The following is a 17206-nucleotide window of genomic DNA, read 5'->3' on the forward strand; positions in this document are numbered from 1 at the left end:
GCGCTCTGAGTAACGAATTTTTGCGGAGCGTTAAAAAAAAGTTTATTTTTAATTTATGAAGAACCTCGTGAAAATCCAAATTTAACTGGGAAATTAAAATTTTTCCGTTAACATTAACAGATAAAATCGCTTTAGTCTAGTTGAGTACCTACCTCCTCCCTCTTAGTTAAGTAATTTCATGCAAAATAAAGTGTCTGATAACAATTCTAGTCAACAACCCGATAATTCCTGGATCGCAGAGCTAGGTAGAACAATTGTTTTGAGCATTGTTCTAGCTCTGGGAATTCGTACCTTTGTTGCTGAAGCACGCTGGATTCCTTCTGGATCGATGGAACCAACTCTGCATGGTACACCAAACCAGTGGGAGGCAGACAAAATCATTGTCGATAAGCTGAAGTATAAATTTGCTAACCCCCAGCGCGGAGATATTATCGTATTTTCACCTACAGAAGAACTCCAAAAAGAACAATACCAGGATGCTTTCATTAAACGTGTAATTGGCTTACCTGGAGAAAAAGTACAACTTAGAGATGGCAAAGTCTATATCAATAACAAACCCTTGCCAGAACAAAATTATCTGAGTTCAGGGCAGACTACAGTTATTGATGTTTGTAAAGACGCTCCCCAACCGCGATTTTTGGCAAAACCCCAAACAATACCAGCAGACTCATATTTAGTACTAGGTGACAATCGCAACAGTAGCTACGATAGCCGCTGTTGGGGCGTTGTCCCTCGCCAAAATATTATTGGTCGCGCTGTATTTCGCTTCTGGCCTCTCAATCACATTGGCGGAATTGATAAAACACCACTTTATCCACAAACAACTCCATAAATACGTCATTGGTCATTGGTCATTGGTCATTAGTCATTAGTCATTAGTCATTAGTCATTAATCTAAATAAATGACAAAAGACAACTGACAAAGGACAACTGACAAAGGACAACTGACAAATGACAACTGACAACTGACAACTGACAACTGACAAAAGACAAACAAAAAGAAAACTTGGTATGCCCAGTATCAACCGTAAGATGATTGTAGAAGGTAGTGTAATACTAGTCTTCTGGATTATTGCTGTGTATATCCTGATTTTTACTGAAAGACGCTGGATTCCTTCTGGTGCTATGGAACCGACTCTGCATGGTACACCAAACCAGTGGGAAGCAGATAAAATCGTTGTTGATAAGTTGAAGTATAAATTTTCTAAACCACAACGGGGAGATATTGTGGTTTTTTCGCCTACTGAAGAGTTAAAAAAAGAACAATACCAGGATGCTTTTATCAAACGCGTAATCGGTTTACCTGGAGAAAAAGTACAGCTTCAGAATGGCAAAGTTTATATCAACAATCAACCTCTCCCAGAAGACAATTACGTTAGTTCGGGTCAGAATACATCAATTGATGTTTGTTTATCAGGGGCGCAACCACCCTTCTTGGCGAAACCTCAGACAATAGCAGCAGACTCATATTTAGTACTAGGTGACAATCGTAACAGTAGCTACGATAGCCGCTGTTGGGGTGTTGTCCCCCGCGAGAATATTATTGGTCGTGCTGTGTTTCGCTTCTGGCCTCTCAACCATATTGGGGGAATCGATAAATCACCACTTTATCCATAATTGAAGAAGAATTCAGCAATGTTTTCGTCCAAAATCCAAAATTGCTATGATGCCTTACCTAGCTAAAATTTTACTGTATCCAGTTAAGTCGCTGGATGGTGTTGAAGTTGAGAGTGCTAGAGTTCTTGACAGTGGGGCCCTAGAACATGACCGGGAATTTGCCATTTTTGACGAACAGGGTAGATTTGTTAATGGCAAGCGTCATGCAAAAATTCACTTACTGCGGGCGTTTTACACAAGCCTTGTTGTAACCTCGCAATCCACACTTTTAAATAAAACTATATCCCTAGAAATTCCTGGTAATAACTCACAAAAAGTTTTTCATTTGCATGAAGAACAGCAAGCATTAGAAGCAACTTTGAGTGATTTTTTTGGGTTTGGTGTGACACTCAAACAAAATTCTCTCATGGGCTTTCCTGACGATACCGACTCACCCGGCCCAACGGTAATTAGTACAGCAACGTTAGCACAAGTCGCTTCTTGGTTTCCGGGTTTAAGTGTAGATGAAATGCGACGCAGAATCCGCGCCAACATCGAAATCGATGGTGTACCAGCATTTTGGGAAGATCGTTTATTTCGCGAACAAGGTGATTTAGTTTCCTTTCGAGTCGGAGATGTGGATTTTCTTGGAGTTAAACCTTGTCAGCGTTGTATAGTCCCAACGCGGGATTCTTATTTAGGCGAAGCTTATCCGAACTTTCAAAAAACCTTTACGAACCATCGTCAAGCAACCTTACCAGAATGGGTTACTTCATCGCGTTTCAATCACTTCTACAGATTGAGCATCAATACAGAATTACCTGCATCGTCAGCCGGAAAAATTTTACAAATCGGAACAAAAGTTGAAATACTCGCATAAGAAAATTAACATTTTGTAAAAATCAAAAATATATAGTAAATTTTTTTTGATTTTTTTTATTTTTAGTGTGTATTTACATGAGAATTTAAAAACTTTTGTAGTTAAAATCTAGATTTTTGTACAAATCTAAAGGTTTTAATCTTGAAAAACTAAGACATCAGCAATTCAAAATTCAATTTAGGGCTCGGTGCTAATGGCAACCTGAATTTTAGAATGGCATACTGTAGCTGTTCGGTTCAATTTCTGTTCTCGAAAAACTGTTGATAGATTGCTAGATGAAATTGAGTAAATTAAGGTCTAATCATCAAGTCTGAAAATTTACAGGTTGGAGGAACTTAGTTAGTTAAACAAGTATATCAAATAAAATTTAGTGTTTTTTTATACTTTCAAACAGAAATATGTCATAAGCTGAAACTATGGCACACCGTAGTTATCTTGTTATTTGGTGTAGCTTATATGGCAAAAATGCCCCTAGTAACCCCTGGGGAAGAATTAAAAAACAATGTTATCTAAACTTCAGCCCGTTAAATCTGTCAATTGCTTAGTTGGCAAAGTCTATGCCAAGATGCCCCTGAGGTATATTTTGATTGTCCCCTTTATAGTGCAAATTTGCGGGGCAGTAGGACTAGTGGGTTATCTTTCCTATGAAAACGGACAAAAAGCGGTAAAAGAACTTGCTGCTCAATTGGAAAACGAAATTTGCGATCGCATTGAACAGCATCTCGATAGGTATTTAACAACTCCAAAACAAATTAATCAAATTAACTTAGATGCAATTAACCTAAACTTGCTCAATCTTTCCGACTTTGAAACCACCGGACATTACTTTTGGAAACAAATGCAGGTTTTCAATATTGGCTACAACAACTTTGCCAATTCCAAAGGTGAATTTATTGGTATCGAACGTTTAGATAATGGCAAGCTATTAATTAATGAAGTTACCCAAAAACAAGGTATAGGTAAACTTTATGTTTACACTACAGATAACCAAGGAAATCGCCAGGATTTGCAGGAAGTAAAAAATTACGATCCTCGCCAAGAAGCGTGGTATGCAGATGCAGTCAAGTCCCGCAAACCAGTTTGGAGTCAAATTTATCAATGGGAAGATAAGCCAGAAATTTTATCCATATCTTCTAGCTATCCTATTTATAATCAAGATCGCCAGCTTATAGGGGTGATTGGTGTTGATTTGATATTGTCACAAATTGGCACTTTTTTATCACAATTAAAGACCAGAGAATCGGCTAGAACATTTATATTAGAGCGTTCGGGATTAATAGTGGCTTCTTCTAATGAGTCACCATATACTGCGATCGATGGTCAACCAAAGCGAGTTTCGGGATTAGATAGCCAAGATTCTGTAATTCGAGCCACAACACAATATTTAATCAAAAAATTTGGTAGTCTTCAGTTTGTTGCGGGTAAAAAACAGCTAAACTTTACTATCGATGGAACAGATTATTTTGTCCAAGTAAAAAATTGGCAAGACGATTTGGGTTTAGATTGGCTAATTGTAGCAGTAATTCCCGAAAAGGAATTTATGGAGCAAATTAATGCCAATACCCGTACTACATTCGTGCTGTGCATAATTGCTTTTTTAGTAGCTACAGAAATTGGAATTTTTACTGCTCGCTGGATAATTAAGCCGATTCTGGAATTAAACACATCAGCTAAAAAAATTGCAGAAGGTGAATGGGAGCCAACACCAAAAATTAACCGCTCTGATGAATTAGGAGAACTAGCCAAATCATTTGAAACTATGGCCAAGCAACTCGAAGCGTCATTTAATGTTTTGGAAACCAAGAATGGCGAGATGCAAGTTTTAAATGAAGCGCTGTCTGAAAGTCAAAGTCGGCTGACTCAATTTTTAGAAGCGATGCCAGTAGGTGTCTTTATTGTAGATGGTCAAGGTAACCCTTATTACACAAATGAAATCGGTAAAGAAATTCTTGGTCAAGGGACAGTAGCAGAAGTTCCCCCGGAACAATTGTCAGGGGTATATCAAGCTTATCTTGCCGATACAAATCAACTTTATCCTAGCGATCGCTTGCCGATTGTCAGAGCATTGCAAGGCGAAAGCACCAGGATTGATGATATGGAAATTCGCCGTCATGGCAAGATTATTCCCATTGAAGTTTTGGGCAAACCAATTTATGATGAATCGGGAAATTTGGCTTTTGCGATCGCTACATTTTTTGAGATCGGTCAACGCAAACAAGCAGAAAAATTACTAGCAGAATACAATCTCATCTTAGAAGCTCAAGTCAAAAAACGTACTGATGAATTTCAGCAAGTTATTGAGCAATTACAAATCACCCAAGAAGAACTGATTGAATCACAAAAAATCGCTGCACAGGAAAAACAAGCAGCCGTTCGCGAAGCCGCACGCAGCGCCGCCGCCAACCTCGCCAAAAGCGAATTCCTTGCTAACATGAGCCACGAACTACGTACCCCTCTCAACGCTATTCTTGGTTTTACCCAAGTCATGAGCCAAGATTATTCATTATCTAACGAACATCAGCAAAATTTAGCAATTATAAATCGTGCCGGCGAACATCTATTGAATTTGATTAACGATATTCTAGAAATGTCCAAAATTGAAGCTGGTAGAATCAGATTAAATTTGAACAGCTTTGATTTAATTCATCTGCTAAAGAACTTAGAAGAAATGTTGCACTTACGTGCCGCATCAAAAAACTTAGAACTAGTATTTGAATACGCACCAGGCCTGCCTCAATACGTAGAAACAGACGAAAATAAACTATATCAGATATTACTGAATCTCTTGGGTAACGCCATCAAATTTACTGATACTGGTAGGGTAACGTTAAAGGTGAAACTGGGAACTGGAGCATGGGGAGATGAGGGAGATGGGAAAATGGGGAGATGGGGAGATGGGGAGATGAGGGAAACTACGCCCACCAACCCATCTCCCCACCACCCCACCACCCCACCACCCCATCCTCTTCCCAATGCCCTATGCCCTATGTCCAATTGCCAATCCCTAATCTTCGAGGTAAAAGACACTGGTTGCGGTATTGCACCAGAAGAGATTGATTTATTGTTTGAGGCTTTTGAGCAAACCGAAATCGGTAGAAAATCTCAACAAGGTACGGGATTAGGCTTGGCAATTAGCCGTAAATACGTAGAATTGATGGGTGGGGATATTACTGTCAGCAGTACTCCAGGTATTGGTAGTATATTTACTTTTGACGTTCAGATTGCTCTGGCTTGTCCCAGAGAAATGCCGACAAATCAAAACAGATACCCAGTTCTCGGTTTAGCTGCTGCTCAAGAAGGATACCGGATTTTAGTGGTTGACGACTCCAAAGAAAGCCGTCTGTTGCTAGTTAAAATTCTCACATCTATGGGCTTTGAAGTCAGGGAAGCTACAAATGGTAAGGAAGCAGTTGTCAGTTGGGAATCTTGGCAACCGCACTTGATTTTCATGGATATGCGAATGCCTGTCATGGACGGTTATGAAGCCACAAGAATCATTAAATCTCAAGAATTGAGGCATAGGGAATGGGGCATACGGCATAGGGAAGAAGATGTGGCTAGTGACGCGAACTACCACATTCCAAGGCTAGTTGCTAGTCAGTTGAATGGGAGTCAGTTTTATGCAGCTGGAAATTCCTTGGCTACCGGCTGCGACTTCCCGGAAACACCCCAAGGCTGTTCCCCTAAACGCACCGTTATTATCGCCTTGACTGCTAGTGCTTTTGAAGAAGAACGCCAGAAAACTTTATCCATTGGGTGTGATGATTTTATTCGCAAGCCATTCATCCAGGAAGTATTATTAGAAAAACTGAGCGAACATTTGGGCGTAAAATATACCAGCCAAATAGCAATAACAAATACATCGGTTACCGAGCAACCCACACAAATGTTTACTAGTGTTGCTGAACTCCTGAGCCATTTGTCACAAATGCCCCCTGAGTGGCTCCAACAGATACACTATGCCGCAGCTAGCTGTAGCGATGACCTGATTTTACAGTTACTCAAGGAAATTCCATCTGATAAGAGTCAAGTTTTCCAAGTTTTCAGGGATTTAGCAAATAACTATCAGTTTGAGAAAATCATGGAATTGGCTAGAACAAACCCAGAATGAATTACGAGCATTTAGACCCTTACAAAAAAGACATTTTGATCGTTGACGATATGCCAGATAACCTGCGGGTTTTATCTTCAATATTGACAAGGGAAGGGTATAACGTTCGTAAAGCCTTGAACTGGCAAATGGCACTCACAGCAACTCAAACAGTATTACCCGATCTAATTCTGCTTGATATTATGATGCCAGAGGTAGATGGCTATGAAATTTGTCAAACCTTTAAAGCTTGGGAGCTAACAGCCGATATTCCGGTAATTTTTATTAGTGCTTTGGATGATGTTTTTGACAAAGTGAAAGCCTTTCGCGTAGGTGGCGTAGACTACATCACCAAACCTTTTGAGTTTCAAGAAGTTTTAGTGCGGGTACAAAATCAACTGGCTTTAAGAGCAGCGCGATTAGAAATATTGAAACTAAATATTGAACTCGAACATCGAGTAAAACAGCGTACTTGGGAGTTAGAAAATGCTCTGCAAAAACTCCACGAAGAAATTATTTCGCGCCAGAAATTACAAAGTCAAATTTTAGATATAGCGCTGCATGATTCTCTGACTGGATTACCAAACCGAGTTTTGTTTATCAGACAACTCAAAAATGCTCTCAATCGTGCTAAGCAAGAACCTAATTTTAAGTTTGCAGTACTTTTTTTAGACTGCGATCGCTTCAAAGTAATTAATGACTCTCTCGGACATTTAGTAGGAGATGAATTGCTCATAGCCATCGGCCGCCGTTTGCAAACATGCTTGCTACCTATTGATACCCTAGCAAGATTAGGCGGTGACGAATTTGGCATTTTGCTGGAAAATATTGCAGATATCAATATCGCAATCCAAGTTGCCGAGCGCATTCTCCAACAGCTATCACTGGCTTTTAAACTGTCGAGATATGAAGTGTTTATGAATGCCAGCATTGGTATTAGTTGGGGCAATAAAGATTACGATCGCCCAGAATATTTACTGCGAGATGCTGATACAGCAATGTATCGTGCCAAGGCTCAGGGAAGGGCAAAATATCACGTTTTTGACCCAGCAATGCATCAAGAAGCCATTCAGCTTTTAGAATTGGAAAACGACTTGCGGAGGGCTGTTGAAAGGCAAGAATTCCTGGTTTATTATCAACCAATTGTTTCCCTAACTACAGGCAGAATTTCTGGATTTGAAGCCTTAGTACGCTGGCAACATCCAACTCGCGGTTTGGTTTCTCCCATAGAATTTATTCCTGTAGCCGAAGAAACAGGTTTGATTAGTGCCATCAATACTTGGGTATTACAATCAGCTTGCCATCAACTAAGTATCTGGCAACATCATCCAATAACACCAGAACCTTTAAGTATTAGTGTAAATTTGAGCGCTAGATTATTTTCACAGCCTAATTTGCTAGATCAAATCGATCGAATAATTCATGAAAATAAAATAAATCCAGAACACTTACAATTAGAAATTACAGAAAGTGTAATTATGGAAAATACTAATGCAATTAAAATAATTCTCGAACAATTAAGGCAACGTCAAATTAAATTAGTTATGGATGATTTTGGTACGGGATATTCCTCTTTAAGTTATCTGCATAGCTTTCCTTTAAATGCACTGAAAATTGATAAATCTTTTGTCAAAAGGATGCAGGAAAATGAAGAAAATATGGGGTTAGTACCAGCAATGATTGGTATCGCTAACTCAATGGGAATGAGCGCGATCGCTGAAGGCGTTGAAACGCAAGAACAGTTAGCCCAACTGAGAAATTTAAACTGTGATTTTGCTCAAGGATATCTGTTCTCTAAACCCATAGAAGAAGAATTGGTTATGAAGCTACTTACCACAGCACCCCAATGGTAGCAACCAAATAGCACCTGACAAATACTTAATGATTGTTCCTCGCTTAGCTCGCGTGCAGGTACTATCCACTATACTGCATCTAGGTTTTAGCATCGCAAAGTTCCTCACTCGCCAATACTTTTCACTGGGGAGCTAAACTCTCAAGCACTGTGGGAGCTAAACTATAAATATAACTCTTTTGTTTGGCGAAATTTAACCAAATTTGCAGCGGTAAGTAGAAGGACTAAATTAAACCTAACTCGATCTCGCCGGGTTTCGACTGCGCTCAACCCTCTTGGAATAAGCTTACCGAGCATTGAGCGTACCCTTCGGGATGCAAGCTACGCGTAGCGTCTCCCCTTGGGAGAAGTCGAAATGCGTCTTCTAAATAATTGTGTCCACCTACTTATTTAAAATCGGCATTTACTATCCTCAATGTGTAAAAATTCCGCAGTCAGAATTCAACAGATAAATTCGCTTCCCAGCTTCTGGTGGTGGAAACTTAACAGCGAGCTACTAGACCAATCGTAAATAAAAATCATTAAATTATATGGATAAAATTAATGAATAAATATAGAAATTATACTAAATTAATTTTAATTTCTAATTTATTTCTGGGCATTTAATTCTTACATAAAACTTGATAAACTAACTTTTTGAGAATGGATTTAAATCAAATTACCCATCATAAAAAAAATATTTTGGTGGTAGATGATACCCCAGATAATTTGCGGCTTTTATCAGCAATGTTGACTGCACAAGGTTTTGAAGTCCGCAAAGCCTTAAATGGCAAAATGGCGTTGACTGCATGTCAAATGGTTTTGCCAGATGTGATTTTGCTTGATATCAATATGCCAGGTATGGATGGCTATCAAGTTTGCCAACAGCTAAAAGCTGATGATAGAACTTGCGAAATCCCAGTCATCTTTATTAGCGCCCTTGATGATGTTCTAGACAAGGCAAAAGCCTTTGACGTTGGTGGTGTAGATTATATTGCCAAACCTTTTCATGGAGCAGAGGTTGTGTTGCGAATTGAAAATCAGATTAATTTACGTTTGCTCCAAGTTAAACTGCAAGAAAAAAATTTTTTACTCCAACAAGCTCTCGACAACTTGAAAGCGGCCCAAGTTCAACAAATTCAAAACGAAAAAATGGTAGCCTTGGGGCAGTTAGTAGCTGGAATCGCCCACGAAATTAATAACCCGATCAGTTTTATTTATGGAAATCTCCAATATGCTGGTCAATATGTACAAGATTTAGTCAATATAATTGAAGTTTATCAGCAAGAATATCTCCAACCCACACCAAAAATTAAGCAAATATCTCAAGATATAGACCTGAATTTTGTAATTAAAGATTTGCAAAATCTTCTAAGCGCAATGTATAGAGGTTCTAATCGGATTCGAGAAATAGTATTAGCGCTACAAAACTTTTCTCGACATGATGAATCACAAAAAAAACGAGTAAATATCCATGAAGGCATCGACAATACTTTAGTGATGTTACAGCATCGGCTCAAGGAAACAGCTAATCATCCAGCAATTGTTGTAGTTAAAAATTATGGCAAATTGCCCCTAGTTCACTGTTATGCAAGCGAACTAAATCAAGTATTTATGCATATATTAAATAATGCTATTGATGCTTTAGAAAAAGGAGTCGGGAATAGGAAAGAGGCAGGGGGCAGGGGGCAGGGGGCAGGGGGAGAAATTAATCAATGCCTAGTGCCCCAAATTCAGATTTACACGCAGATGACAAACTCTAACACGGTCAAAATTGCGATCGCCGATAATGGCCTTGGTATCCAAGATTCATTGCGATCGCGTTTATTTGACCCATTTTTTACCACAAAACCTGTGGGCAAAGGTAGCGGCTTAGGATTGTCTATTAGCTATCAAATTATTGTGCAAAAACATCAAGGACAGATTACCTGCACTTCAACTTTCGGACAAGGAGCAGAATTCGCGATCGAAATTCCCATAGAACAACCTGAGTGTTAATGGAAGAATCCAGAATTCAGAAGTCACAAGCAAAGTCAAAGACGTTTCTTTTGGTTTGGCCAGAATCTACAGCACATTTAAAGAAACCTCAAGGAACCCCAAGTACGCTATCAATATCTTTGAGTTAGGTAGAAAGCCTATTTTAATTCTGAATCCTGAATTTTGAATTCTGAATTCTACTTACTAATCAATCTGAGGGTCTTAGAGGCAGCTTCACAATGAAATTTGTCCAGCCTTGAGAACTGTTAACTTCAATCGTACCTTGGAGATATTGGACTAACTTTTTAACCAATGATAAGCCTAATCCTGTGTCGCCATATTGTCGGCGATCGCTTTGCACAATCTGATAAACTGGCTCGAAAATTTGAGATCGATCTTGTGTCTTCTTTTGAGCAATCCGGTAAAATGGCTCAAAGATTCGAGATTGTTCATCTATCGGGATTTCAACTCCAGAATTACTAATTGTAATTTGAAAGTAGGGAACTTCAAGATTATTTAATACACCCAATTCTACATCTTTGTTTATAAGAGCTTTTGTGATATGAACGATCTCGGCAGTTACTCGAATCCGTTCATTGGCAGGACTGTATTTACAAGCATTGTTCAGTAATTCTGATATAATTTCCGTCAGACTCGCCAAGTCTGAAACTAAAGGCGGTAGATTGGGGGAAACTCTAACTTCCAACATCTGTTGCTGTTGTTGAACGCGTGCTTCAAAACCCTCAACAACATGAGGTAGCCAATTTTGGAGTTGAATAGAAGTTAATTCCAATGGATAGGTATCTGCATCGATCATTCGCATGTACAACAAATCGTCTACTAAATCTAACTCTTGTTCGCACTGATCGCGCATGATGTTTAGATAACGACCTACAATTTCAGATGTAAAATTTGCCTCTGAATTCAAAACGCCCTGCTGGTCTAAAATATTTTCTAGCACGTTGATTGCCATTTTAATATTTGATAATGGCGTTCGCATTTCATGAGAGGTAGTTACTAAAAAATCCTCTTTCAATTTGTTCAATCTTTCGAGTTCCACCACTTGAATTTCTAGTTGTTTAGCACGTTCAGCAGCGAGATTGCGTTCTTCAATTAACCGTCGTCGCGTATCATCTCGAAAAACTAGTACGGCTCCTGTAATTACACCGTTATTATCTCTGAGAGGAGTAGCGCTATCAGCTACTGGAATAGTTGTGCCGTCTTTGCAAATGAGTAAAACTTGAGTGCGAAGATAGATAATAGTTTGTTCTTGGAGAGCTGTGATAATTGGATTTTTTACTGGAAGTTGAGTTTGTTCGTCAATAAGTTGAAGAACTTCAGTTAACACTTTATCCTTAGCTTCATCCCATCGCCAACCTGTCAGAGCTTCAGCTACCTGATTGACGTATTTAATATGTAATTCAGTATCTACTACAATTACTCCGTCACCCATTCCTCGAAGCACAGAACTCAAAAACTGCTCGCGATTGTAGCGATTGAGAGCTGTTTGAATGGCAACGTAAAGTTCTTGTTCCTTGATGGGTTTGAGAATATATCCAAAGGGGGATGTCAGTGTTGCCCGCTCCACAGTACTTTTATCTGAGTGACCAGTGACGTAGATCGTAGGAATTTGCAGATCGCGCCAAATTTGCCCTGCTGCCTCGATGCCGTCCATGCCACTGCGTAACCTGATATCCATTAAAATCAGATTTGGACGTAATTTAGTTGCTCTTGCAATTGCCCCTTCTGCGGAATCGGCAATATCTAAAACAATGTATCCCAGAGATTCTAAGCTTTCTTGTAAGTTGATGGCAAGAATATATTCATCTTCAACAATAAGAACTCGAACTGTCTGGTTTGCTTTACTGTTTGATGCACTCCCAATCATGTCTATGCCCTGCTGTTTGTAAAAGAAATTTTGAATTGTGTTCCTTGGTGACAGTCAATTTCGAGCTTTCCCCTTAGCTGCTTGACTAAACCCTGAACAAGAGTTATGCCCAGCGTTTTAACTTTCTTGGTATCAAAATTTTCAGGTAAACCAATGCCATTATCTCGAATAATGAGTATCAAAGTACACTCAGTTTCTTGATAAAACTTAACTTCAATTTCTCCTTCACGATTACCAACAAAGGCGTATTTTAAAGCATTGGAAACCAGTTCATTGATAATCAAGCCACAAGGAATAGCAGTTTCGATATCGAGGCTAGCATCATCAACTTGAATCTTCAGTTTAATTTGACTGGAACTAACATTATAGGAATCAAATAAGTGAGTTGTTAAATCAGGAATATATTGAGCGAAATCAATATCAGCAAGGTCTTCAGAGCGATACAATTTTTCATGGACTAGGGCAATAGAGGCAATGCGGTTTTGGCTATCGCGGAGAATTGCAGCTACTTGAGGATCTTGTGTACGTCTGCACTGCATTTGTAGCAGACTGCTGACAATTCCTAAATTGTTCTTTACACGGTGGTGAATTTCTTTGAGTAATACTTCCTTTTCTTTGAGAGAAGCTTTGATTTTTTCCTCTGCTTGCTTATGCTCGGTAATATCTTGTTGGACAGCGACAAGAACGCTTCCATACTCAGGATGCTCAAAGACAGAAGTAGTGGCACTACACCAGAAAGGAGTGCCATCTTTCTTAACATTATGAGCTTCATAAGTAGCTTCACCATGTTGGAAAACAGCAGTTCTAATTGCCTGGTTAACATCTTCAGGTGTATGGTTTTCATCACCGTAGTTGACAATTGATACATGCTGACCTAGTAGTTCGCCAGAGTCATAGCCAAACATTTGCTCGAATTTCGGATTGGCGTAGACAATAATGGCATCAGTAGCTCTAACTAAGCAAATTCCCTCAGCGATGTTTCGGGTAATTACTGCTTGCAGTTCTAGCATCTGTTGGGCGCGTTTACGATCGCTGATTTCCACAATCACAAAGCCAATGCTGATGGGTTGCTCAGCCTGAGAAAGAATCGGAAAGCAGGAAACTAACCACGTCCGGTTCATACCAGGGTGTTTTGGAGTTTCGCCGTCGAGCTCCAAATCTAGAATCGGTTCGCCTATTGTTAAAACATGTCTAAAGATCGGTTCTAGCTTTGGTGCCAAATCCGGGATAATCTCCCACACAGTCTTGCCAATATGCTCTGCTGCCTTAATTCCATTCATTTGTGCTAGTGCTTGATTTACTAATGTAAAATGCAACTGGCGATCGAGAATGGTTAAACCAACAGGTGCGCTACTAATAAAAGCATCTAATAACTGTTTCTGATGAGCCAGTTCTCGTTCGAGAAGTTTACGTTCTGTGATGTCGATCGCCACTCTACCCACTAGCTTTTGTGCAGACAATCCTAAAATCGGAAACTTGTAGACCAAAAATTCACCAGTCGCACCATTTGGTAGGGGAGCAGTTTCAATGACTTCAAGTACCTGATTTGTTCGTGTGACTGTGCTGATGCGATCGAAATGCTGCTGAGCAATTTCAGCTGGGTAAAGGTCAAATATGGATTGCCCGATGGCCTGTTCGGGTTGTAATTTAAATGTACGTAAGTATGCTTGATTTAAGTAAAGTACGCGCCCTTCCGCATCGGTAATCCAAGCTAGTACCGGACTATTGTTCATAAATGCTTGGAATCGGGCTTCACTTTCTCTTAGGGCTGCTTCGGCAAGTTTGCGTAAGCGCAGCTCGTCGTAGACATCGCTAACATCCCCAAGGGAACCGACCAATCGCACTGGATTTCCTTGCTCATCCCAAACGGCTTTTGCACGCGATCGCACCCAGCGATAGCTGTTATCCTTGCACCGCAGACGATACTCGACATTATAATCTCCAACTTGTCTACTCAAATAAGCTTCTTGGGCAGCCATGACTCTGGTATAGTCATCAGGGTGAATGCGAATACTCCACTCATCATCGTTACTACTAATTTCGTTGGGTTCGTATCCCAAAATTGTGCGCCACCGATCCGACCGGAAGGTTTGATTGGTAGAGATGTCCCAATCCCAAATTGCCTCATTAGTACCTGCGATCGCTAATTGCCAACGTTCTTCACTTTGGCGTAAAGTTTCTTCAGCTGTTTGGCGTTCGCGCAATGCAGCTTGCTTTTCCGTGACATCTTGAGCAGTACCATAAAGGCGGATTACCCGTCCATCGGCGTTGAATTCTGCATGTCCAATACCCTCGAAGTAACGATTGGAACCATCTGGTTGGGGTACGCGGAGAATTTCTTTATAGGACTCACCAGTAGCGATCGCTCGCTCAACACTTTGGTGCAATTTCTGGCGATCTTCGGGGTGATACAGTTGCAGATTTTCTTCATAAGTCGGTTCCAGAAGTGTAGGTTCCCGATTGAAGAGGTCGAAAAGTCCCTTCGACCAGGTAATTTTACCAGTGGCAAGTTCATACTCCCAATTGCCAAGGCGAGCAACTCGCTGGGATTCTTCTAGCAAAGCTTGACTCTTGCGTAGTGTTTCTTCGGTACGCTTGAGCTCGGTGACATCTACCACCAATCCATCCCAAGCCACACGTCCATCCTGTAACTGGCGTGGTGTGGAACGAAAATGCAACCATTTAAGTTGACCGCTGGGAGTTTGCATTCGCAGCTGAATATCAAACACAGACAAATCACGCATCGACTCTTCAACCGCTGCCTGTAGACGGGGAATATCCTCTCGAATAAACTGGCGATAAAGCAAAGATGAATCATTGAGCGCATCTTCGACCTTGACTTGTGTCAGTCTTTCAATTCCGCCACTCAGGTAGGAAAAGCGATCGCTACCATCGAGTTCCCGAATCACCCGATAAACTGCGCCATTAGGCAGATTATCTCCAATCAAATGCAACATGAGTTCGCGCTCGTGCAAAGCAAGTTCTGTTTGTTTGCGTTGAGTGATATCTCGCCCTTCAGGAATCAACAAAATTACTTGACCAATTTCGTTTTGCAGCGGACGTAAAGAAAAATCGATGGTTGCTACTCGGTTATTTGCCCCAATCACATCAACTTCATAACGGATAAACTCGCCTTGAGCTGCGCGGGCAATGACTTGTTTTAATTGTTCTTGGGTTTGTGGTGAAATCGTCCACCAGCGTGTTTCCCAAAAAGGGCGGTTGACAACATCTTCTAGCTTCAGTCCAGCAAAACTCAGCGCAGTTTGGTTTGCTTCTAACAAGATGCCTTCTGGCGTCAATAAACCTGTGAATTGGAAAGTGTTATTGAAGATAGCACGGAATCGCCGATCGCTTTCCTGTAATGCAGCGGTGCGTTCTTGGACTTTAGCTTCCAACTGAGCGTTGAGGGTTTGAAGACTTTGGTAAAGTTCGGCTTGTTGAATGGCGATGGCTAGTTGCACCGTCAATTGTTTGAGCAATTCCACTTCAAATGTCTGCCATTCTCGCGGGGCAGAACATTGATGCACAATAAATAGCCCCCAAAGTTCCAAATCTGGAGTTCCTTGGCTCTCTAGCACAATCGGGACAACTAGATTCGCCTTGACCTCAAATTGTTCTAATAATTGAATATGGCACTCACTTAAGCCCGCTTCGTAGATGTTCGTGGTTGTCCAGATTTTTCCTTGACGGTATTCTTCCTTCTGCTTTTCCTGAAAACAACTGCCTTTAATCTCAAGTCCCAAACTTGGCGTCCATTCAGGTAATACCGACTCCGCGACAACTCTATCCTTCGTTTGAGGTGTTATTTTATATACTAATACACGATCTGTCTTGAGTAACTGGCGAACTTCTTGAACGCTAGTAGCAAGGATATCTTGAAGCTTGAAAGATTGGCGGATACGCAGAGCGATCGCTCCCACGAGGCGTTGTTGTTCCTGCTGCTGTTCTAGCTGGTGTACTAGCTGCATTTGCTTGATTGCTCCATGAATTGCTCGGCACAAACTGTCATAAGTCAGTTTTACCTTCACTAGATAATCTTGCGCTCCAGTCTTCATGGCTTGCACTGCGATGGTTTCGTCATCCTGTACTCTAAGCATAATTACTGGAATTTGGCAACCTTGGGTTTGCCTTGGATTGTTAAGCGTACACTCGGATGGTGGAATCAATATCGTCGTTTGAGAAAAGATTGCGATCTCTTACCACAAATAAGCGAGTCTATCATTTACACCGTCATGATTCGTTTGTTAAAACGACTGTCAAAGTTTCGTTCTTTTACTTCATAATCATTTAGAAACAGCGGCGTTGCATAATTGCGGGATGATTTATCGGGCTACGCCCCGCTACGCTAACACGCAGAGGCAAGAGAGGCGCAGAGAGAATAAGGAGTTTAAGATTTCAATAGTTTGGGTTTCATCCCATAATTCAGCAACGCCGAAACAGCCTCTAAGAAAGCAATTTTGGGTTTTGAAAGTGAGTTTTAATTCACCATATTTTGCATCTGTTTGAATTTAGGATATTCCAACTGTGGACAAGAAAAAATTTAGGTATTTATCAGTTACTCAATCACTTTTCCATAGATATGTTCTTGTTTAATCGCTTCCTCCATTCAATAATTCGGTTTGTGATAGTCAGTGTGGTGACGATGGCAATGGTGTTTGGTTGGAGTGCGATCGCGGTTGAAACCCCTTGTTTGCAGTTTTATAGCTGGATGTTTGCAATTGACTACACTTACGTATCCCATTTAGGGGATGATATTAAATGACATCTTGATTGTCATAATTCAGGAGCTTTACGGTGATGAAATCTTCAAATTCCTTTTTCCCAGTAGCCGTGGCGATCGCCCTGTTCCAAAAAGGGTCGATATAAAGCTCTATCTTCAGCAGAGTCTTCGACAAAGAATACAGTTGTTGAATGAAACATAGGGAGTCGGGAGGTGGGGAGTGG

Annotated in this window: 9 protein-coding genes; 7 read left to right on the forward strand and 2 right to left on the reverse strand. The window is 40.5% G+C overall.

The window, feature by feature from the left end:
* The first annotated feature begins 178 nt into the window (after positions 1-178).
* The 6 genes from lepB (NSTC745_RS22265) (at position 179) to NSTC745_RS22290 (ending at position 10395) form a co-directional block, all read left to right on the forward strand.
* Positions 179-832: a signal peptidase I gene (gene lepB, locus NSTC745_RS22265; RefSeq protein ID WP_445632891.1), complete on the forward strand. Its 654-nt coding sequence runs from the start codon at positions 179-181 to the stop codon at positions 830-832.
* A 179-nt stretch (positions 833-1011) separates the two neighbouring features.
* Positions 1012-1617: a signal peptidase I gene (lepB, locus tag NSTC745_RS22270; protein ID WP_445632892.1), complete on the forward strand. Its 606-nt coding sequence runs from the start codon at positions 1012-1014 to the stop codon at positions 1615-1617.
* A 49-nt stretch (positions 1618-1666) separates the two neighbouring features.
* Positions 1667-2476 carry an MOSC domain-containing protein gene (locus NSTC745_RS22275; protein WP_445638662.1) on the forward strand — a complete coding sequence of 270 codons (810 nt, stop codon included), beginning with the start codon at positions 1667-1669 and terminating at the stop codon, positions 2474-2476.
* A 502-nt stretch (positions 2477-2978) separates the two neighbouring features.
* On the forward strand, positions 2979-6587 hold the full coding sequence (locus NSTC745_RS22280) for an ATP-binding protein (protein WP_445632893.1): 3609 nt from the start codon (positions 2979-2981) through the stop codon (positions 6585-6587).
* A complete protein-coding gene (locus NSTC745_RS22285; RefSeq protein WP_445632894.1) occupies positions 6584-8419 on the forward strand; it encodes a two-component system response regulator in 1836 nt (611 codons plus the stop codon). Before NSTC745_RS22280 ends, NSTC745_RS22285 begins: the two co-directional genes overlap by 4 nt.
* A 641-nt stretch (positions 8420-9060) precedes the next feature.
* Complete coding sequence (locus tag NSTC745_RS22290) at positions 9061-10395, forward strand: hybrid sensor histidine kinase/response regulator (protein ID WP_445632895.1); 1335 nt, start codon at positions 9061-9063, stop codon at positions 10393-10395.
* Positions 10396-10582: 187 nt separating this feature from the next.
* Here the strand turns inward: NSTC745_RS22290 and NSTC745_RS22295 are convergent, their stop codons facing one another.
* Both NSTC745_RS22295 and NSTC745_RS22300 read right to left on the reverse strand, forming a co-directional pair.
* On the reverse strand, positions 10583-12262 hold the full coding sequence (locus NSTC745_RS22295; RefSeq protein ID WP_445632896.1) for an ATP-binding protein: 1680 nt from the start codon (positions 12260-12262) through the stop codon (positions 10583-10585).
* Positions 12263-12264: 2 nt separating this feature from the next.
* The gene (locus NSTC745_RS22300) at positions 12265-16359 is read right to left on the reverse strand and encodes a PAS domain S-box protein (RefSeq protein ID WP_445632897.1); all 4095 of its coding nucleotides are present in this window, start codon (positions 16357-16359) and stop codon (positions 12265-12267) included.
* Positions 16360-16841: 482 nt separating this feature from the next.
* Between NSTC745_RS22300 and NSTC745_RS22305 the strand changes: the two genes are divergently transcribed.
* Positions 16842-17024, forward strand: coding sequence for a hypothetical protein (locus NSTC745_RS22305; RefSeq protein ID WP_445632898.1), 183 nt, complete (start codon positions 16842-16844; stop codon positions 17022-17024).
* The last annotated feature ends 182 nt before the right edge of the window (positions 17025-17206 follow it).

This window comes from Nostoc sp. DSM 114161, assembly GCF_052692665.1.